The organism is Erwinia sp. E602 (genome assembly GCF_018141005.1).
Taxonomy (GTDB): domain Bacteria; phylum Pseudomonadota; class Gammaproteobacteria; order Enterobacterales; family Enterobacteriaceae; genus Erwinia.
In genome coordinates this window covers 4,159,596-4,178,015 of the sequence record NZ_CP046582.1, presented here as the reverse complement: position 1 = coordinate 4,178,015, position 18,420 = coordinate 4,159,596, and the positions used below count along the sequence as shown (strand labels likewise).

Here is an 18,420-nt window from a genome sequence, read left to right as displayed (position 1 = left end):
GATGAATGCCACTGAAACGGCGGCTGGCAAAGCCCGGACTGCTTCACGTTATGCGTAACATAAGTTAAGTAACATGAATTTTAGTGATCTGATTCACAGTTTCAACTGTTAAACCCCGGTCTGATAGGCGCCTGAATCTGAAACGTCTTTTTGAGGTACATCATGAGCACAACCACGCAGTCCTGTCTGATCAACGGCAAAGAGCAGGTTGAGGTAAAAAGCCAGCCGGTTGACTATCAGGGCGAGGGCACGCTGGTGCGCATTACGCGTGGCGGCATCTGCGGTTCCGATCTGCACTATTACCAGCACGGAAAAGTCGGCAACTTTGCGGTAAAGATGCCGATGATCCTCGGCCATGAGGTGATTGGCCACGTGGTGAAAAGTGACAACCCGGCGCTGAAAGAGAACCAGAAAGTGGCGGTTAACCCGTCGAAACCCTGCGGCCACTGCAAATACTGCGAAGCGCAGGAAGAGAATCAGTGCACCACCATGCGTTTCTTCGGCAGCGCGATGTACTTCCCGCACGTGGACGGCGGCTTCACCCAGTACAAAGTGGTCGACAGCGCGCAGTGTATCCCGTTTGCCAACGATGCCGATGACAAAGTGATGGTGTTTGCCGAACCGCTGGCGGTATGCATTCATGCGGCGAACCAGGGCGGCGATCTGCAGGGTAAAAAAGTATTTATCTCCGGCGTTGGCCCGATCGGCTGCCTGATCGCCGCGGCGGCGAAGGCCAAAGGCGCGGCGGAAGTGGTCTGCGCGGACGTCAGCGAGCGTTCGCTGGCGATGGCCACCGCGATGGGCGCAACCAAAACTATCCACGCTGCCGAAGGTGATTTCACGCCGTACCTGGCGGAGAAGGGTTACTTCGACGTGTCGTTTGAGGCCTCCGGCCATCCGTCCTCGCTGACCCGCTGCCTGGAAGTAACCCGTGCCAAAGGCACGCTGGTGCAGGTGGGGATGGGCGGCGACGTGCCGGGCTTCCCGATCATGATGCTGATCGCCAAAGAGATTAAACTGGTCGGCTCATTCCGCTTTACCACCGAGTTCAATACCGCGGTGGAGTGGCTGGGTAACGGCACCGTTAATCCGCTGCCGCTGTTCAGCGGTGAATACGATTTTAACGACATTGACGCTGCGCTGCTGTTTGCCGGTGATAAACAAAAAGCCGCCAAAGTGCAGCTGACTTTTTAAGGGAACCCTATGACCACGCTTTTTTCACTTGCTAACAAACGTGTGCTGATCACCGGCTCCGGCCGTGGCATCGGCTTTCTGATGGCGAAAGGGCTGGCGGAAGCCGGTGCGGAAGTGATCATCAACGCCACCACCCAGCAGGGCGCTGATAAAGCGGCTGCGGCGCTGCGCGAACAGGGTTTTAAGGCGCATGCGGTGGCGTTTGACGTCACCAAATCTGCCGAAGTGAACGCCGCCGTTGAGCGCATTGAGCACGAAGTCGGGCCGATCGACGTGCTGGTGAATAACGCCGGTATCCAGCGCCGCCGTCCGTTCCTTGAATTCCCGGAGCAGGACTGGAACGACGTGATTGCCGTAAACCAGACCGCCGTATTCCTGGTTTCCCAGGCCGTTGCCCGCCAGATGGTCACCCGTAAGCAGGGCAAAATCATCAATATCGGCTCAATGCAGAGCGAGCTGGGGCGTGACACCATTACGCCTTACGCGGCCTCAAAAGGCGCGGTCACCATGCTGACGCGCGGCATGTGCGTGGAGCTGGCGCGCCACAATATTCAGGTTAACGGCATCGCGCCAGGTTACTTCAAAACCGAGATGACCCAGGCGCTGGCGGATGACGAAGCCTTCACCAGCTGGCTGTGCAAGCGCACCCCGGCGGCCCGCTGGGGCAACCCGGAAGAGCTGATCGGCGCGGCGGTGTTCCTCGCCTCGAAAGCCTCTGACTTCGTTAACGGCCACCTGCTGTTCGTTGACGGCGGCATGCGCGTCGCGGTCTGATTATTGCTTTTTTTTACCCGGGCCAGGGCCGTTCGCCTGGCCCGGTTTGTTGTGTTTACACCAGAAAGTTCTTAACCACTTATACTTGCTTCTTACTACCTCTATGTTGAAAGGAAATGCTGTATGCCCATTACAATAATAGCGATTGGGGTAATCCTGCTGCTGGTGCTGATGATCGTCTTCAAGGTCAACGGCTTTATCGCGCTGATTTTTGTCTCTGCCGTGGTCGGCGTCGCCGAAGGGATGACGCCGCTGCAGGTGGTGGCCTCGATTCAGAAGGGGGTTGGCGGCACGCTCGGCAGCCTGGCGATGATCCTCGGCTTCGGTGCCATGCTCGGTAAGCTGGTTTCCGACACCGGTGCCGCGCAGCGCGTGGCCACTACGCTGATTGACGCCTTCGGTAAAAAGCGCGTGCAGTGGGCGCTGATGGTTACCGGCCTGATCGTCGGCCTGGCGATGTTCTATGAAATCGGCTTTGTGCTGCTGCTGCCGCTGGTGTTTACCGTGGTCGCTGCTTCCGGTATGCCGCTGCTCTACGTCGGCGTGCCGATGGTGGCCGCGCTGTCGGTCACCCACTGCTTCCTGCCGCCGCACCCGGGCCCGACCGCGATTGCCACCATCTTTGGTGCCAACCTCGGCACCACCCTGCTGTACGGTATGATCATCACCATCCCGACGGTGATCGTCGCCGGCCCGATCTTCTCTAAATTCCTGAAGAACTTTGAGAAGTCACCGCCGGAAGGGCTGTATAACCCGAAAATCTTTAAAGACCACGAAATGCCGGGCTTCTGGACCAGCATCTTCGCCGCGGTCATCCCGGTGATCCTGATGGCGGTGGCGGCGGTATTTGAGCTGACCACGCCGAAAGAGAACGTGCTGCGTCAGTTCTTTGAGTTCGTCGGGAACCCGGCGGTGGCGCTGTTTATCTCGGTAGTGATCGCGGTGTTCACCCTCGGCCTGCGTAACGGCCGTAAGATGGAAGAGGTGATGGAGATGTGCGGTTCGTCGATCGCCTCCATCGCCATGATTGTGTTTATCATCGCCGGCGGCGGTGCCTTTAAGCAGGTGCTGGTGGACAGCGGCGTGGGCGACTACATCGCTAACATGATGAAGGGCTCATCGCTCTCTCCGCTGCTGATGTGCTGGACGGTGGCGGCGATGCTGCGTATCGCGCTGGGCTCGGCCACCGTTGCGGCAATCACCACCGCCGGTATCGTCACGCCAATTATCGCCATCACCCACGCCGACCCGGCGCTGATGGTGCTGGCGGTGGGCTCCGGCAGCGTGATCGCCTCTCACGTTAACGATCCGGGCTTCTGGCTGTTTAAGGGCTACTTCAACCTGAGCGTGGTGGAAACCCTGAAAACCTGGACGGTGATGGAAACGCTGATCTCGTTCCTCGGCCTGGCAGGCGTATTGATTCTGAACGCCATTATTCATTAATCTTAACCGGCCGGGAGCGCCCGGCCAGTACCGACTTCCAAAGGTCAGGCTTGCCTGGCCTTTTTTGCATTGAAACGGACGCCTATGAGATCGCACCGCATATCGTTACAGGACATCGCCACGCTGGCGGGCGTAACCAAAATGACGGTGAGCCGCTATCTGCGCACGCCGGAGCGCGTCTCGCCGGAAACCGGCGCGAAAATCGCCGAAATCATTGAAGAGATCAACTACATCCCCAACCGCGCACCTGAGATGCTGCTCAGCTCTAAGAGCTATACGCTGGGCGTGCTGATCCCGTCGTTTAAAAACCAGATCTTTGCCGACCTGCTGAGCGGCATCGAAGCGGCGACCAAAGAGGGGCGGTACCAGACGCTGATCGCCAACTACAACTACGACAGGCAGGCGGAAGAGGAGCAGATCATCAACCTGCTCTCCTACAGCATTGACGGCATTCTGCTCAGCGAAAAAGATCACACGGTGCGCGCGGTGAAATACCTGCGCGCCGCGAAAATCCCCATCGTTGAGGTGATGGATACCGAGGGCGGCTGCCTGGATATGGAAGTCGGTTTTAACAACTTCAGCGCCGGCTACGATATGACGCGCACGCTGCTCGATCGCGGGCGGCGGCGTATCGTCTACTTTGGCTCGCAGGATGACCGCCGCGACGAGTCGCGCTACCGCGGCTACTGCCAGGCGATGAGCGAGCGCGGCGGCGAGGCGCGGCGGGTCAACCCTAAAGCGATCTCATCGCAGAAATTAGGCGCGACTATGCTGGCCAGCGCGCTGGCGCGTTACCCGGATCTGGACGCGATATTCTGCACCAATGACGATCTGGCGCTGGGGGCGCTGCTGCACTGCCAGCGCAACCGCATTGACGTGCCGGGGCGCATTGCGATTAGCGGCTTCCACGGGCTGGATATCAGCCGCGAAATGTACCCGACCCTCGCCAGCGTGATCACCCCGCGCTACGCCATTGGCTACACCGCCGCCGAGCTGCTGCTGAAAAGAATTAACGACAGCGAGTTCAGCGCCGGATCGGTGGATCTCAGCTATCAGATCTTTATGGGGGAGACGATTTCGGGCGGCTGACAGGTGAGTACCGTGCGCGACGGGTGCTCAGGATCTTTTGGTTCTGAGTATTACCAGGGCCGAAAGAGAAAGAGCCCCACCGGAATAGTCATTAACTACTGGTGAGGCCACTCTCATGCCTGAACAACATAACGGTAGCCTTTTACCTGCCGCGAGGCAACGGCTGGCAACACGTAATCACTGTGCACAGGTGATTTACTGAATTTTTTGTGATTGATATTCTAGAAAATTAATCGCTATCTCATTCGGTTGCAATAATTTAGGAATAAGTGCGTCAAAAAAACGGATTGCATGGCGGGTAAAGAAGAAGGGAGTACACTGCGCGACGGGTGCTCAGGATCTTTTGGTTCTGAGTATTGCCAGGGCCGAAAGAGAAAGAGCCCCACCGATATAGTCATTAACTATTGGTGAGGCCACTCTCATGCCTAGACAACATGACGGTAGCCTTTTACCTGCCGCGAGGCAAGGATAAGGAGGCCATGATGGCACAAAAGATGCTCGTTTTTGGGGTGATTGCACTCTTAATCGCACTGCTGGTGTTGATTGAGATCCCACGCGGTTCGTTGTGTGAACTGCAAATCAGCCAGGGCAGTTTACGGATTGTCGCCAGAATGGCCTGCGAGTCTGCAAGGTAAGGCAATCTGCGGCGGGAGCAATCCCGCCGGTTGCTGAAGGCAGGATCTGTGAGCACCCTTTTTTGTACAATGCGTTATGCTAATACGTCTGATTCCCCGAAGGATATTCCGCCATGTACGCCCCGCAACTTACGCCGGTGTATGACGGCCACAACGATCTGCTGCTGCAGCTGTGGCTTAAGCACCCGGAAAACCCCGCGCAGGCGTTTCTCAGCCAGCGCCTGAGCGGCCATCTCGATCTGGCCCGCATGCGTCAGGGCGGTTTTGCCGGTGGCCTGTTTGCGGTGTTTGTGCCGCCTTCTGATTACGTGGCGAAGTTCCACGGCCGCGATGCCGCCGCTGAAGCGCTCACTCACGATCCGCTGGCGATCACCGAACGGCAGATCGCCATCCTGCTGCAGATTGAAGCGCAGTCCGCCGGGCAGGCGAAAATCTGCCGCAGCGTCGGTGAAATTGAGCAGTGTATCGCGCAGGGCGTGCTGGCAATGGTGCTGCACATTGAAGGGGCAGAGGCGCTGGATGCCGATCTCAGCCAGCTGGAGGGCTGGGTGGCGGCCGGGCTGCGCAGCATCGGGCCGTTCTGGAACCTGCCCAACTGCTTTGGCAGCGGCGTTAACGGCAGCTTCCCCGGCTCGCCGGATACCGGCGATGGTCTGACGGATGCAGGGAAGCGACTGATCCGCGCCTGCAACCGGCACCGGCTGCTGATCGACCTGTCGCATATGAATGAGAAGGCCTTCTGGCAGACCGCCGAACTCAGCGATGCGCCGCTGGTGGCCACCCACTCCAACGTGCACGCGCTCTGCCCGCAGCCGCGCAACCTGACCGACGCACAGCTGGCGGCGATAGCGCAGAGCGACGGGCTGGTCGGGCTGAACTTCGGCACCGCCTTTCTGCGCCGCGACGGCCAGCGCGGCGCGGATATGCCGCTCAGCGTGATGGTGCAGCATCTCGATTACCTGCTGGAAAAGCTGGGCGAGGAGCGGGTGGCGTTCGGCTCCGACTTTGACGGCATTACCGTGGCGGAAGAGCTGGGCGATGTGACCGGCCTGCCGCGTCTGCTGGCGGCGCTGCGCGCGGCGGGTTACGGTGAAACGCTGATCGACAGGCTGACACGCGGCAACTGGCTGCGGGTGCTGAAAAAAATCTGGCGGCAATAACTCCTGTATTTTGAACCAAATAGTACATTGGTAGTGAAACCTTACACTATTCAGGGTTGATATCGTTTTAGCACAGGCGCAACATCTTAGCCGCCAAAAATCGTAAATCTGGTAACATGCGCGTGTTGCCAACGTTGGCAACGTTCGTTGTTGTTGTTTTGCCAAGCTTAAGGAGCTGACTATGTGGACTAAACCAACCTTTATTGATATGCGTCTGGGCTTAGAAGTAACCCTGTATATCTCTAACCGTTAATCCCTGCAGCCTGCGCGCCCACATCGTTCCGGCCTGCCGGGCGGGCGCGCAGGTTTTTCCGTTTTCTTACCGGTCTCCCCATGAAAATCAAAGTACTCGGCTCTGCGGCCGGCGGTGGTTTCCCGCAGTGGAACTGCAACTGCCGTAACTGCCAGGGCGTGCGTGACGGCAGCATTCCCGCCACCCCGCGCACCCAGTCCTCGATCGCGGTCAGCGACAACGGCACCGACTGGGTGTTGTGTAACGCCTCGCCGGATATCAGCCAGCAGATTGCCGCCAACCCGGAGCTGAACCGGCACGGTGTGCTGCGCGGTACCGCAATTGGCTCGATTATTCTCACCGACAGCCAGATTGACCACTGCACCGGCCTGCTCAATCTGCGCGAAGGCTGCCCGCACCACGTCTGGTGCACGCCGGAAGTACACGGCGACCTGACCAGCGGCTTCCCGATCTTTACCATGCTGTCGCACTGGAACGGCGGGTTGATCCACCATCCGATCGCGCCGGCCGAGCCGTTTTCCGTCGCCGTTTGTCCGGCGCTGCAGTTCACCGCCATCCCGATCCTCAGCAACGCGCCGCCGTACTCGCCGTATCGCGGGCGTCCGCTGCCCGGCCACAATATTGCGCTGATGATCGAAAACCGCGACAGCGGCGCTAAGCTGTTATACGCCCCGGGGCTGGGCGAACCGGATGCCGCACTGCTCGCGCTGATGGCCAGCGCCGACTGCCTGCTGATCGACGGCACGCTGTGGCAGGATAACGAGCTGGCGAATACCGGCGTCGGCCGCAATACCGGCCGTGATATGGGCCACCTGGCGCTGGGCGAAGAGCAGGGGCTGATGGGCGTACTGAGCCAGCTGCCGGTGAAACGCAAAATTCTGATCCATATTAATAACACCAACCCTATCCTTGATGAGTCATCGGCCGAGCGCGCAGCGCTGACCCGCCGGGGCATTGAGGTCAGCTACGACGGCATGAGTATTGAACTATGACCCAACCCGCACTGATGACGCCTGAGCAGTTCGAGCAGGCGCTGCGCGCCCGCGGCGCGTACTACCATATTCATCACCCGTACCATATCGCCATGCATAACGGCGAGGCGACCCGTGAACAGATCCAGGGCTGGGTAGCGAACCGCTTTTACTACCAGACTAATATCCCGCTGAAAGACGCGGCGATCATGGCCAACTGCCCGGATGCGCTGACGCGCCGCAAGTGGGTGCAGCGCATCCTCGATCACGACGGCCATGACGACAGCGACGGCGGCATTGAAGCCTGGCTGCGGCTGGGCGAAGCAGTGGGGCTGGAGCGTGACGTACTGCTCTCCGAGCGGCTGGTGCTGCCCGGCGTGCGCTTTGCGGTGGATGCCTATGTCAACTTTGCCCGCCGTGCGGTGTGGCAGGAAGCGGCCTGCAGCTCGCTAACCGAGCTGTTTGCCCCGGAGATCCACCAGTCGCGCCTCGACAGCTGGCCGCAGCACTACGGCTGGATCGAAGAGGAGGGCTACGGCTACTTCCGCGGCCGCCTGAGCCAGGCGCGGCGCGACGTGGAGCACGGGCTGCAGCTGGCGCTGGAGTACTGCAATACGGTGGAAAAACAGCAGCGCATGCTGGAGATCCTGCAGTTCAAGCTGGACATCCTGTGGACCATGCTGGACGCGATGACCATGGCCTACTCCCTGAACCGTGCGCCTTATCATACCGTTACCGACCAGCCGGTCTGGCATAAAGGAAAACTGCTGTGAGCAACCCGCAAACTATCCCGACGTTCCGCCGCGGCTACCGCCTGCAGTGGGAAGAGGTACAGAACTGCCATGTGATCCTCTACCCGGAAGGCATGGCGAAACTCAACGAGAGCGCGGCGATGATCCTCGAACTGGTCGACGGCAAACGCAGCCTGGCAGAGATTATTCAGGCGCTGAACACCCGTTTTCCGGAGGCGGGCGGCGTCGATGATGACGTGACCGATTTCTTCGCGGCGGCGCGTGAGCAGAAGTGGATTATTTTACGTGAAGCAGACTGATACCGGCGTAAAGCCGCCGCTGTGGCTGCTGGCCGAGCTGACCTATCGCTGCCCGCTGCAGTGCCCGTACTGCTCTAACCCGCTGGACTTCGCGCAGCAGGAAAAAGAGCTGACCACCGCCCAGTGGATCGAGGTGTTTAAACAGGCGCGGGCGATGGGCGCGGTGCAGATCGGCTTCTCCGGCGGTGAACCGCTGGTGCGTAAGGATCTGCCTGAGCTGATCCGCGCCGCCCGCGATCTCGGCTTCTATACCAACCTGATCACCTCCGGCATCGGCCTGACGCAGAAGAAGATCGACGCCTTTGCCGAAGCCGGGCTGGATCATATTCAGATCAGCTTCCAGGCCAGTGACGAAACGCTGAACGCCGCGCTGGCAGGATCAAAGAAAGCCTTCCAGCAGAAGCTGGAAATGGCGAAAGCGGTAAAGGCGCACGGCTACCCGATGGTGCTTAACTTTGTGCTGCACCGCCACAATATCGATCAGATCGACCGGATTATTGAGCTGTGCATCGAGCTGGAAGCAGATGACGTTGAGCTGGCCACCTGCCAGTTTTACGGCTGGGCGCAGCTTAACCGCGAAGGGCTGCTACCGACCCGCGATCAGCTGGAGCGTGCCGAAGCGGTGGTGCACCGCTACCGCGAGAAGATGGCGGCCAGCGACAACCTGGCCAACCTGCTGTTTGTGACGCCGGATTACTACGAAGAACGGCCGAAAGGCTGCATGGGCGGCTGGGGGGCAATCTTCCTCAGCGTCACGCCGGAAGGCACCGCGCTGCCGTGCCACAGCGCCCGCCAGCTGCCGGTGCAGTTCCCGTCGGTACTGGAGCAGAGCCTGGACGACATCTGGTTTAACTCGTTCGGCTTTAACCGCTATCGCGGCTTTGACTGGATGCCGGAGCCGTGCCGCTCCTGTTCAGAAAAAGAGAAGGATTTCGGCGGCTGCCGCTGCCAGGCCTTTATGCTGACCGGCAACGCCGATAACGCCGACCCGGTATGCAGCAAATCAGAGCATCACGGTAAAATTCTGGCGGCGCGCGAGCAGGCCAACTGCACCAACGTGCAGATTAACCAGCTGCAGTTCCGCAACCGGGCTAACTCTGAGCGGGTCAACTCGCAGCTGATCTTCAAGGTCTGACCGGTGGTGACGCAGCAGCGGCAGCTGGATAACGGATTGCGGATCGTGGTGATTCATGATCCGCAGGCGACCCGCGCTGCTGCGCTGCTGCGGGTGGACGCAGGCAGCCTGCATGAACCCGCTGAGTGGCCCGGGCTGGCCCATCTGCTGGAACACGTGCTGTTTGCCGGTAGCCAGAACTTCCGGTGCGACGAAAGGCTGATGGCGTGGCTGCCCGCCCGGGGCGGCAGGCTCAACGCCACCACCCGTGAAGCTGACACCGCTTTCTTCTTTGAGTGCGCGGCTTCGCTGCTGCCTGACGCGCTGCTGCGTATGAGCGATATGCTGGCCGTTCCCCTGCTTGAGCAGCAGGCCATCGCGCAGGAGGTGGCGACCATCGATGCCGAATGCCGCCTTCTGGCCGACCGCGCCGAAACCTTATGCGACGCTGCGCTGACTGCCGCCTTTGAAACGCACCCGTGGCAGCGCTTTCGCGTTGGCGATCGCGACCATTTTGGTGAAGATGCGGCCGTATTGCAGCAGGCGCTGCGGCAGTTCCACCGGGATCACTACAGGGCGGAGAACTGCACCCTGTGGCTACAGGGACCGCAGCCGCCGGATGAGTTATGGCAGCTGGCGCAGGATGCGGCCCGGCTGTTTTCTGCAAACGATATGCCGCCGGACGATCGGCCGCTTTCAGTACCCGGTGATGCGCTGCAAGGCGAACGCTTGCTTTCAGTACCTGGTGACGGGCTGCACGGCGATCGCTTGCTTTCAGCACCCGGTAATGTGCTCAACAGTCATTGGTTGCATTCAGTACCCGGTGATGCGCTGCACGGCGATCGTTTGCTTTCAGCACCTGACGAATCGCAGTGCAGCGAACCGCGTTTTTCAGCCGCTGGCGTTGCCGGGATATCGCCACTGCCCGGACTGCGGCTTAGCAGGCAGCGGCGTCTTACGCTACGGCTGCCTGCCGGCGAATGCCTGCGCTTCGCATTCCTTGTTGAAGGGCGGTTTGCAGAGGAAATGACCCTGCTGCGCCAGCTGCTGCTGGATGAGGCGGAAGGCGGCCTGATGGCCGCGCTGCGAGAAGAGGGGCTGGCTGACGGCGTGCGGCTGCTGCTGCCTTATCAGAGCCCGCAGCAGCAGCTGGTGTGCTTTGAATTCATCGGCGGCGAGCGCCAGGATGGCGTAATGCTGGCAGCGCGTCTGCACCACTGGCTGGGGCAGCTGGCGCTGCTGAGTGAGACGCAGCGGGCGCATTACGCCGGGCTTGCCTTACGCCAGTTCAGCCGGCAGGCACCGCTGGAGCAGCTGCGTGACCGGGCGCTGGCCTTCCCGCCGCCCGGGCACTCCATCTGGAGTACCCTGGCCTTCCCGTCGCCCGCGCATTCCACCGGGAGTTCACTGGCCTTCCCGCCGCCCGGGCATTCCACCGGGAGTTCGCTGGCCTTCGCACTGCGCGAGTGTGAAACCGATCGCTGGCTGGCCCTGCTGGGGCAGTTTTCACCGCAGGGGATGATTAGCCTTATCGTCTCCGATCGTGCGGTGGATGCGCGGCAGACGCAGCAGGGTTTCCTGCTGGCACTGGCGATAGAATCGGTAAAGCCTGCAGAGTCCGCAGAGTCCGCAGAGTTGGCAGAGTCCGCAGAGTCCGCAGAGTCCGCAGAGTCCGCGGAATCGGCAGATAACGCCGCCCCCGGTCGGCTGCGTTTCTTCCCACAGGCGCAACGGTCAACGCCAATCGTCTTACCGGATAACGCGGTGGCGTTGCCGCATCATGGGCTGCACCCTCCCAACGACACAGAAGCTGCCGTATTGCTGTTATCCCCCATCCTCCCGCTACCCGCGCCATGGGGTGATATCCTGCTGACCGCGCTGCGTCCGCTGGCGGGAAGCCTGGCGCATCAGGGTGGAGAACTGCTGTTCAGCAACCAGCAGGGGCTGTGGCTGCTGCAGCTGTCCGCCCCGGCGGCGTTAATGCAGACGGCGCTGGCGGCAATCAACGCCCGGCTGAATAATCTGCCTGCGGCGGCGCTGGCCGCCGGGCAACGTGAGGCGCAGCGCCGCAGGGGGAGGGATCGTGGGGACATTGCGGTCAGGGCACTGCTGGCGGAGTTTCCTGCACTGCTGCAGGAGAGCGCAGGCTCCCTGAACGACGACGTTTTTCCCGGCGGGGCGTGGCAGGCAGCGCTTTACGGCGGCAGCGAGGCGCTGCACGCCGATCTGGCCCGACTGCTGACGGCATTCCCTGCTGCGGTTAATCCGCCCTCACAGGTTCCTGACGCGTCTGCTGCTGCGGTAAACCTGTCTTCACAGGTTCCTGACGCGTCTGCTGCTGCGGTGAACCTGTCTTCACAGGTTCCTGATGCGTCTGCTGCTGAGGTGGACCTGTCTTCACAGGTTCCTGATGCGTCTGCTGCTGCGGTGAACCTGTCTTCACAGGTTCCTGATGCGCCTGCTGCTGCGGTGAACCTGTCTTCACAGATTCCTGATGCGTCTGCTGCTAAGGAGAATCTGACCTCGCCAGAGCCGTCGACGTCGGCGACGGATAAAGTTGGTGCGGCAGGGATACAGGCAACAATGCCGTTTTATCGCGGAGTTCATCGCTCAGTCACCACCGACAGCCGGGAGCATGCGCTGCTGCTGTTCTGCCCGCTGGTGGAGCAGAGCACCGAGTGCCTGGCGGCCTGGCAACTGCTGGCCGCCTGCTATGCGCAGCCGTTCTTCCAGCAGCTGCGGGTGGAACAGAACATCGGCTATGCGGTCAGCTGCCGCTTTTATCAGGCGGCGGGGCGTTGCGGCGTGCTGTTTATTCTGCAGTCGCCGCGGGTGTTGGTCGATGAGCTGGCGGGGCGGATTGAGGCTTTCCTGCAGGGTATGACGCCACAGCTGGCGGCCCTGACGCCACAGAGCCTTGCCGCGCGCAGCGCCAGCCTGCTGGGCGAACTTGCAGAGCAACCGGCGGGTGCCATGGCGCAGTCGCTGAAGCACTGGCTGCAGCAGCGCTACGGTCAGGATGACCTGTCAGCGGCGCATTTCAGTCGGATCACGCCGCCGCAGCTGCTGGCCTGGCACCGGCAGTTGATCGCCGAACGGGCTGGCTGGTGGTGGGTGAATAACGCCACGCAGGACCGGTTCGTCGCAGGTGAATCCTGAACGATGGGTAGCGCACAGTCACCAGCGGGCGATCGGCGGTTCACCCGCTTTACCGGTAGCGCAGTCACCAGCGGACGGTCGGCGGTTCACCCGCTTTGCCGGTAGCGCAGTCACCAGCGGGCGATCGGCGGTTCACCCGCTTTACCGGTAGCGCAGTCACCAGCGGACGGTCAGCGGTTAACCAGCTTCGCCGGTAGCGCAATCACCAGCAGGCAGCTGAGCAGCAGGCAGGCGGCGAAGAACCACAGCGCGCCGCTGCTGCTGCCGGTCAGATCCAGCGCCAGCCCCATAATTGAGTTACTCACCAGCCCGGCAATATTCGCCAGCGAACAGGCCAGCGCAAAACCGGCCGCCGCCGCGGTGCCCTGCAGGAAGGTGGCGGGCAGGCTGAAAAACACCGGTACCGCACCGATCACCATCGCCTGAGCAACGGCGAACAGCAGTACCGTCACCGCCACACTGCCGCTGAAGAAGGTACTGGCCGCCAGCGCCGCCGCCGCAACGATAAACGGCACGATAATATGCCAGCGCCGCTCGCGCAGCCGGTCAGAGCTGTAACCGATCAGCAGCATGGCCAACACCGCTGCCAGGCCGGGAATAGCGGTCAGCCAGCCGATCAGGCCGATATCGCTGACGCCGGCGTTTTTAATCAGCGTGGGTAACCAGAAACCAATCGCATAGGCGCTGAGCAGAATGGAAAAGTCGATGCCGCCCAGCATCAGCACGCGGATATTTAGCAGGCCATCGCGCAGGCGTGATTTACTGCCGGTCGCCTGCTGCTGGTCGGCGGCAAGTTCCTGGGTAATCTGCCGTTTCTCCTCACCGTTCAGCCACTTTGCCTGCATCACGCCATCGGGCAGCAGCCACAGCGTCATCACGCCCAGCACCACGCTCGGCAGGCCCTCCAGCAGAAACATCCACTGCCAGCCGCGCAGGCCGTGCAGCCGATCGAAGTGGGTCATGATCCAGCCGGACAGCGGCCCGCCGATCAGGCTCGACAGCGGCAGGCCAAGCATAAACAGCGCGATAATCCGCCCGCGCCGCCACGACGGATACCAGCGGGTCAGGTAGAACAGCACACCCGGCAGGAAACCGGCTTCCGCCACGCCAAGTAAAAAACGCACCCAGTAGAACTGCGTCGGCGTCTGCACCAGCAGCGTCGCCGCCGAGAGCAGGCCCCAGCTGATCATAATGCGGGCGATCCACACACGGGCACCGACCTGCTGCAGGATCAGATTGCTCGGCACTTCAAACAGGATATAGCCGACAAAAAACAGCCCGGCTCCGAGGCCAAACGCGGCGTCGCTGAGCTGCAGATCGCTGGACATCTGCAGCCGCGCCAGCCCGACGTTGATGCGGTCAAGGTAGGCCGCCAGATAGCACAGGCATAAAAACGGGATCAGTCGCCAGGTGATCCTGCGGTAGAGAGCTGCCATATCCGCTGTTGCAGTAGCGGGCTGCGCGTGCGCGTCGGTCATCGTCTTCTCCGGGTGAGGCGTGTTCAGTGTTGTTATTGTTGGCCGGGATAATACGCGAAAAAATGGACAGATGTTGAGTGTGAATTGGGCCGAAAAGGGAGGTTAAAAACAAGGTTATTAAGTAAATTTCAATAATTACATGGAGTTGTATGATTAAAATGTTTGCAGCATTTGTTTTATATATTAAACATGCGCTGAGGTGCTGAGGTGCTGAGGTGCTGAGGTGCTGAGGTGCTGAGGTGCTGAGGTGCTGAGGTGCTGAGGTGCTGAGGTGCTGAGGTGCTGAGGTGCTGAGGTGCTGAGGTGCTGAGGTGCTGAGGTGCTGAGGTGCTGAGGTGCTGGAGCTTATCGCGCTGGGGGCAAGAGGGCTGATACCTGTATGAACATCAACGATTAATTTTATTGTGAGAGAAGTAAATTATTTTTTATAATTAATATTACACGTAAAGCGATGATGTAAAAGATTACTCTTTATTTCATAAGTAAAAAGTGTTATTTGCTTAGTATATTTTTATGTTATGCAGACGACTATGTGTATTTGAATTAATATTTAGGGTTGTTATTGGCTGGGGTTATAACGCAATCCTGTTAATGGTTTTTTTAAAAGGCAGTGATATTATCTTTGAAGTTATCATTTTCTTTCATTTTTTTTGCGATGTATATTATAAAATTGAAAGATAAAATAGCCAGGCGGTTTTAATTTATTCACACTGGAAGGTTTACGCGTAGACTCTCTGGCGGGTGCTCTGGATCTTTCTGTCCTGAGCATGTTGCAGGTCAGAAATGTGAAAGCCCCGAATTAATTTTCATTAACCCGGGGCTAACCTGCTAGCCTCAACAACTACAGGTTAGTTCTCTGCTGGCCGAAAGGCAAGGAGTAAGAACGATGAAACCGCATGAAACGGATACTATCAGTCTGGTCGCGATCTGCGTGATGATTATTATCATCACCATGATTGCAAAAAATGCCCGCTGCGGCGTGTCATTCAGTCAGAACAGTATCCGGGTTGTTGCCGAAATGGCTTACGAATCCATTCGGTAAAACAACCTGTCGGCGGGGCTTCGGCTCCGCCTGTCAGTTGCTGAAGCTGCGATCTGTGAGCACCCTTTTCAATTTATTCTGTTTAAATCCATGTCCGTCAGGGCAGGGCTAATTAATAAAATCGCTAAGCTGGCGGGTTTTACTACGTCATCTTCTGCCAGCTCGTTCAGTTATCCGCTATTAACGGAAGTCAGGCGGGTCTCTTTAAAGGCACCTGCAGCGTGGCTTTAATCCGCTCCAGCACTACCGTGGTTCTGAACCATTTGACGTTGCTGTTATCGTGGAACAGCCGCTGCGTCAGCTGCTGGAATTCGGTCATGGTGGCCACCGTGATCACCAGCATAAAGTCCGCATCGCCGGTGACGTAATAGCACTGCTGCACCTCCGGGATGGCAAACTGCTGCTTCAGCGCTGCCAGATCGTCTGCATGGGTGCGATCGACGTGCACTTCAACGATCAGCGTGATCGCCTGGCCGACCTTATCCGGATCCAGCACCGCCGTGCTGGCCAGAATAAATCCCGCCTTCTTCAGCCGCTGAATGCGCCGCTGCACCGATGCCGTGGAGAGATGCACTTTTTCTGCCAGCTCGCGCAGCGGCAGGCTGTTGTCCTGTTGCAGCAGCGCCAGCAGGGCCAGGTCGAAGCTATCCGGGGCCGGGTTTTTATTCATTGCGGGAAAATTTCTCATTTTGAGTACGTATTTTGCGCCCAATTATCGGCCTGAATGCAATAAATTGCCATGCCCGTAGCATGCGGGTAAGCAGCCTGGTCGTGACCAGGCTAAACAACAGGACACGGACAGGAGTAACGGCATTATGGCGCAGAGCGGTGGGTTAAACAGTTCAGGCGGCGTGCTGCTGAACGTGATGGGGTCGGCGCTGTTCGCGCTGCTGTATGCCTGGACGCACCTGCTCGCCCCGCTAAACGGCGACGCCATCTACGGCTGGCGGATGCTGCTGACCGTGCCGTGCATGGCGCTGTTTGTGCTGGCCAGCGGGCGCTGGCACGAGGTGCGGCTGATTACCCGCCTGGCGTGCCGTTCCCTGCGCTATCTGGCGCAACGCCTGCTCTCGGCGCTGCTGCTCGGTGCCCAGCTGTGGCTGTTTATGTGGGCTCCAATCAACGGTTACGGCCTTGACGTTTCGCTCGGCTATTTTCTGCTGCCGATCAGCATGGTGATCATCGGCCGTCTGGCCTTTAAAGACCGCATCAGCCGTCTTCAGCTGCTGGCCTGCGTGCTGGCGGTGATCGGCATTGCCTGCCAGCTGGCGGTGGCGCGTATGCTCTCATGGCCAGCGCTGGTGGTCTGTCTTGGCTATCCCGGGTATTTCTGGCTGCGGCGCGTTACCGATACCAACACGCTGGGGGCGACCTGGATCGATATGGCTTTCAGCCTGCCGGTCAGCCTGCTGTTTGTGCTGCACAGCGCGGCGTCCACCGAGTGGACGGCCGCTCTGCCGTGGTTGATTGCCGGTCTGGGGACGATCAGCGCCGCGGCGCTGGTGTTGCAGGCGCTGTCGGCACCGCGTCTCAACCTGTCGCTTTTTGGCCTGCTGATCTACGTGGAACCGGTGCTGCTGGTGGTCGTGTCGCTGCTGCTTGGGGAGAGCATTCCCGCAGCCCAGTGGCCAACCTATATCGCTATCTGGCTGGCGGTACTGGCGCTGGTGGCGGAAGGCGCGGTGACCCTAAAGCGGAAATCCGCCTTCCAAAGATAACTGTCGGGCTGGGCGAGGCACCTGGTGCCAGCCCGCCCACCGTCATAAGCTGGCGGAATGTATCCTGTGCGGTTCTGGAAGAAGGTGATCAAAAGGATGACTGGCCCAAGCGTGAAGAAAAAGTCAGGCTCTTTAGCACAAGGTATTTCGATGGGCGTATACCAGCGCAATTATCTTTTGCTTTTACTGCACTATGCGCATTTTTATTCCTGCTTACGCGCGCTTTTTGTCAACAATCGCAACCCGATTCTAAGAGGATTCTCTTATAATAGCGGGCCTTAACGGAGGCCCCGATGTCGATTTCAGAGTCCTGTAGTAGCCGAACGGCCGGATTATCCGCCGAAATCTCTCGCGGCGCGATCGCCGCCCTGCCGGTAATGCTCGGCGTGCTGCCTTTTGGTCTGCTGCTCGGTGCGCAGGCGGCGCAGAAAGGCCTTTCCGTGGCCAGCCTCGGGCTGATGACCGGCCTGAACTTTGCCGGCGGCTCAGAGTTTGCGGCGCTGGCGCTGTGGACTTCGCCGCCGCAGGTGCTGACCATCGTGCTGGTCAGCCTGCTGGTTAACAGCCGCCATCTGGTGATGGGGGCGTCGCTGGCGCCGTACCTCAGCCATCTGCCCGCCCGTAAAGTTCTGCCCGCGCTGTTCTTTATGTGTGATGAGAGCTGGGCGATCAGCATGGCCGACAGCGCGCGCCGCAGAGCCGCCGGTATTGGGCCGGCCTTCAGCGGCGGCTTTTACGCCGGGCTGGCGGGGGCGCTGTGGCTGGTGTGGATCACCTCCACCACCGCGGGTGTGATCGTCGGCCCGGCGCTGGGGGATATCAGCCGCTGGGGCTTTGATATGGCCTTCCCGGCGGTGTTCTTTGTGCTGCTGCGCGGAATGTGGAAGGGGATGCGGGCGGCGCTGCCGTGGCTGGTCAGCCTGGTGGCGGCAGCCACCACCTACCACTACGTGCCCGGCGCGGCCTATGTGCCGGTGGGGGCAATCAGTGGGCTGGCCGCGATTCTGCTGTTCGGGAAGAAGTCATGATTTCGCTGACCACCCTGACCATTGTGCTGATGGCGCTGACCACCTATCTGACCCGCGTCGCCGGCTATCTGCTGCTGCGGCGGCGCACGCTGGGGCCGCGCACCCGCGCGGTGATGGATGCCGCGCCCGGCTGCGTGCTGATTACCGTTATCGCGCCGCACTTTGTCACCACTAACCCGGCCGACCTGCTGGCGCTGGCCGTGTCACTGCTGGCCGCGATGCGCTTCTCGCTGCTGCCGGTGGTGGCGATCAGCGTGGCCGCCACCGCCGTGCTGCGCGCGCTGCTGTAAGCCGCTTCGCGCCGTACTGCC

General features: G+C 60.0%; 18 protein-coding genes. 16 read left to right on the top strand and 2 right to left on the bottom strand.

Annotated elements, in window-relative coordinates:
* Positions 1-162 precede the first annotated feature (162 nt).
* The 12 genes from idnD to GKQ23_RS24000 all read left to right on the top strand — a co-directional run bounded on the left by idnD (position 163) and on the right by GKQ23_RS24000 (position 12,843).
* Positions 163-1,194: an L-idonate 5-dehydrogenase gene (idnD, locus tag GKQ23_RS20765; protein WP_056235595.1), complete on the top strand. Its 1,032-nt coding sequence runs from the start codon at positions 163-165 to the stop codon at positions 1,192-1,194.
* A 9-nt stretch (positions 1,195-1,203) separates the two neighbouring features.
* Positions 1,204-1,968 carry a gluconate 5-dehydrogenase gene (gene idnO, locus GKQ23_RS20760; RefSeq protein WP_056235597.1) on the top strand — a complete coding sequence of 255 codons (765 nt, stop codon included), beginning with the start codon at positions 1,204-1,206 and terminating at the stop codon, positions 1,966-1,968.
* A gap of 123 nt (positions 1,969-2,091) precedes the next feature.
* Positions 2,092-3,411, top strand: coding sequence for a gluconate:H+ symporter (locus tag GKQ23_RS20755; protein ID WP_056235601.1), 1,320 nt, complete (start codon positions 2,092-2,094; stop codon positions 3,409-3,411).
* An 84-nt stretch (positions 3,412-3,495) separates the two neighbouring features.
* On the top strand, positions 3,496-4,500 hold the full coding sequence (locus GKQ23_RS20750) for a LacI family DNA-binding transcriptional regulator (protein WP_056235603.1): 1,005 nt from the start codon (positions 3,496-3,498) through the stop codon (positions 4,498-4,500).
* Between the two features lie 479 nt (positions 4,501-4,979).
* Positions 4,980-5,135 carry a Hok/Gef family protein gene (locus tag GKQ23_RS20745; RefSeq protein ID WP_212409320.1) on the top strand — a complete coding sequence of 52 codons (156 nt, stop codon included), beginning with the start codon at positions 4,980-4,982 and terminating at the stop codon, positions 5,133-5,135.
* A gap of 113 nt (positions 5,136-5,248) precedes the next feature.
* Complete coding sequence (locus GKQ23_RS20740) at positions 5,249-6,295, top strand: dipeptidase (RefSeq protein WP_212409319.1); 1,047 nt, start codon at positions 5,249-5,251, stop codon at positions 6,293-6,295.
* A 181-nt stretch (positions 6,296-6,476) separates the two neighbouring features.
* Positions 6,477-6,548 (top strand): pyrroloquinoline quinone precursor peptide PqqA, encoded by a 72-nt coding sequence (gene pqqA, locus GKQ23_RS20735; RefSeq protein WP_072166356.1) that lies wholly within the window; start codon positions 6,477-6,479, stop codon positions 6,546-6,548.
* A gap of 80 nt (positions 6,549-6,628) precedes the next feature.
* Positions 6,629-7,540, top strand: a complete 912-nt coding sequence (gene pqqB, locus GKQ23_RS20730) for a pyrroloquinoline quinone biosynthesis protein PqqB (protein WP_056235612.1) — start codon at positions 6,629-6,631, stop codon at positions 7,538-7,540.
* A complete protein-coding gene (pqqC, locus tag GKQ23_RS20725) occupies positions 7,537-8,292 on the top strand; it encodes a pyrroloquinoline-quinone synthase PqqC (protein WP_212409318.1) in 756 nt (251 codons plus the stop codon). The genes pqqB and pqqC overlap by 4 nt, the downstream gene beginning before the upstream one ends.
* On the top strand, positions 8,289-8,570 hold the full coding sequence (pqqD, locus tag GKQ23_RS20720) for a pyrroloquinoline quinone biosynthesis peptide chaperone PqqD (RefSeq protein ID WP_056235618.1): 282 nt from the start codon (positions 8,289-8,291) through the stop codon (positions 8,568-8,570). Before pqqC ends, pqqD begins: the two co-directional genes overlap by 4 nt.
* Positions 8,557-9,705, top strand: a complete 1,149-nt coding sequence (gene pqqE, locus GKQ23_RS20715; protein ID WP_101505459.1) for a pyrroloquinoline quinone biosynthesis protein PqqE — start codon at positions 8,557-8,559, stop codon at positions 9,703-9,705. The genes pqqD and pqqE overlap by 14 nt, the downstream gene beginning before the upstream one ends.
* Before the next feature lie 45 nt (positions 9,706-9,750).
* Entirely contained in the window at positions 9,751-12,843 is a 3,093-nt protein-coding gene (locus GKQ23_RS24000) for an insulinase family protein (RefSeq protein ID WP_249168441.1), read from the top strand.
* 170 nt (positions 12,844-13,013) lie between these two features.
* Here the strand turns inward: GKQ23_RS24000 and GKQ23_RS20705 are convergent, their stop codons facing one another.
* Positions 13,014-14,321 (bottom strand): MFS transporter, encoded by a 1,308-nt coding sequence (locus GKQ23_RS20705; RefSeq protein ID WP_212409317.1) that lies wholly within the window; start codon positions 14,319-14,321, stop codon positions 13,014-13,016.
* 886 nt (positions 14,322-15,207) lie between these two features.
* Between GKQ23_RS20705 and GKQ23_RS20700 the strand changes: the two genes are divergently transcribed.
* Positions 15,208-15,363, top strand: coding sequence for a Hok/Gef family protein (locus GKQ23_RS20700; protein ID WP_146005448.1), 156 nt, complete (start codon positions 15,208-15,210; stop codon positions 15,361-15,363).
* 190 nt (positions 15,364-15,553) lie between these two features.
* On the opposite strand, the gene GKQ23_RS20695 is transcribed toward GKQ23_RS20700, so the two are convergent.
* Positions 15,554-16,033, bottom strand: coding sequence for an Lrp/AsnC family transcriptional regulator (locus tag GKQ23_RS20695; protein ID WP_212409316.1), 480 nt, complete (start codon positions 16,031-16,033; stop codon positions 15,554-15,556).
* A gap of 145 nt (positions 16,034-16,178) precedes the next feature.
* Between GKQ23_RS20695 and rarD the strand changes: the two genes are divergently transcribed.
* The 3 genes from rarD (at position 16,179) to GKQ23_RS20680 (ending at position 18,399) form a co-directional block, all read left to right on the top strand.
* On the top strand, positions 16,179-17,081 hold the full coding sequence (gene rarD, locus GKQ23_RS20690) for an EamA family transporter RarD (protein ID WP_212409315.1): 903 nt from the start codon (positions 16,179-16,181) through the stop codon (positions 17,079-17,081).
* Positions 17,082-17,374: 293 nt separating this feature from the next.
* Positions 17,375-18,109, top strand: a complete 735-nt coding sequence (locus GKQ23_RS20685; protein WP_056235635.1) for an AzlC family ABC transporter permease — start codon at positions 17,375-17,377, stop codon at positions 18,107-18,109.
* Positions 18,106-18,399 carry an AzlD family protein gene (locus tag GKQ23_RS20680; RefSeq protein WP_056235637.1) on the top strand — a complete coding sequence of 98 codons (294 nt, stop codon included), beginning with the start codon at positions 18,106-18,108 and terminating at the stop codon, positions 18,397-18,399. Before GKQ23_RS20685 ends, GKQ23_RS20680 begins: the two co-directional genes overlap by 4 nt.
* The last annotated feature ends 21 nt before the right edge of the window (positions 18,400-18,420 follow it).

Bases quoted from the DNA above. Each gene is read 5' to 3' on its own strand.
- idnD (WP_056235595.1), top strand. From the start codon at position 163: ATGAGCACAACCACGCAGTCCTGTCTGATCAACGGCAAAGAGCAGGTT.
- idnO (WP_056235597.1), top strand. From the start codon at position 1,204: ATGACCACGCTTTTTTCACTTGCTAACAAACGTGTGCTGATCACCGGC.
- GKQ23_RS20755 (WP_056235601.1), top strand. From the start codon at position 2,092: ATGCCCATTACAATAATAGCGATTGGGGTAATCCTGCTGCTGGTGCTG.
- GKQ23_RS20750 (WP_056235603.1), top strand. From the start codon at position 3,496: ATGAGATCGCACCGCATATCGTTACAGGACATCGCCACGCTGGCGGGC.
- GKQ23_RS20745 (WP_212409320.1), top strand. From the start codon at position 4,980: ATGATGGCACAAAAGATGCTCGTTTTTGGGGTGATTGCACTCTTAATC.
- GKQ23_RS20740 (WP_212409319.1), top strand. From the start codon at position 5,249: ATGTACGCCCCGCAACTTACGCCGGTGTATGACGGCCACAACGATCTG.
- pqqB (WP_056235612.1), top strand. From the start codon at position 6,629: ATGAAAATCAAAGTACTCGGCTCTGCGGCCGGCGGTGGTTTCCCGCAG.
- pqqC (WP_212409318.1), top strand. From the start codon at position 7,537: ATGACCCAACCCGCACTGATGACGCCTGAGCAGTTCGAGCAGGCGCTG.
- GKQ23_RS20705 (WP_212409317.1), bottom strand. From the start codon at position 14,321: ATGACCGACGCGCACGCGCAGCCCGCTACTGCAACAGCGGATATGGCA.
- GKQ23_RS20700 (WP_146005448.1), top strand. From the start codon at position 15,208: ATGAAACCGCATGAAACGGATACTATCAGTCTGGTCGCGATCTGCGTG.
- GKQ23_RS20695 (WP_212409316.1), bottom strand. From the start codon at position 16,033: ATGAATAAAAACCCGGCCCCGGATAGCTTCGACCTGGCCCTGCTGGCG.
- rarD (WP_212409315.1), top strand. From the start codon at position 16,179: ATGGCGCAGAGCGGTGGGTTAAACAGTTCAGGCGGCGTGCTGCTGAAC.
- GKQ23_RS20685 (WP_056235635.1), top strand. From the start codon at position 17,375: ATGTCGATTTCAGAGTCCTGTAGTAGCCGAACGGCCGGATTATCCGCC.
- GKQ23_RS20680 (WP_056235637.1), top strand. From the start codon at position 18,106: ATGATTTCGCTGACCACCCTGACCATTGTGCTGATGGCGCTGACCACC.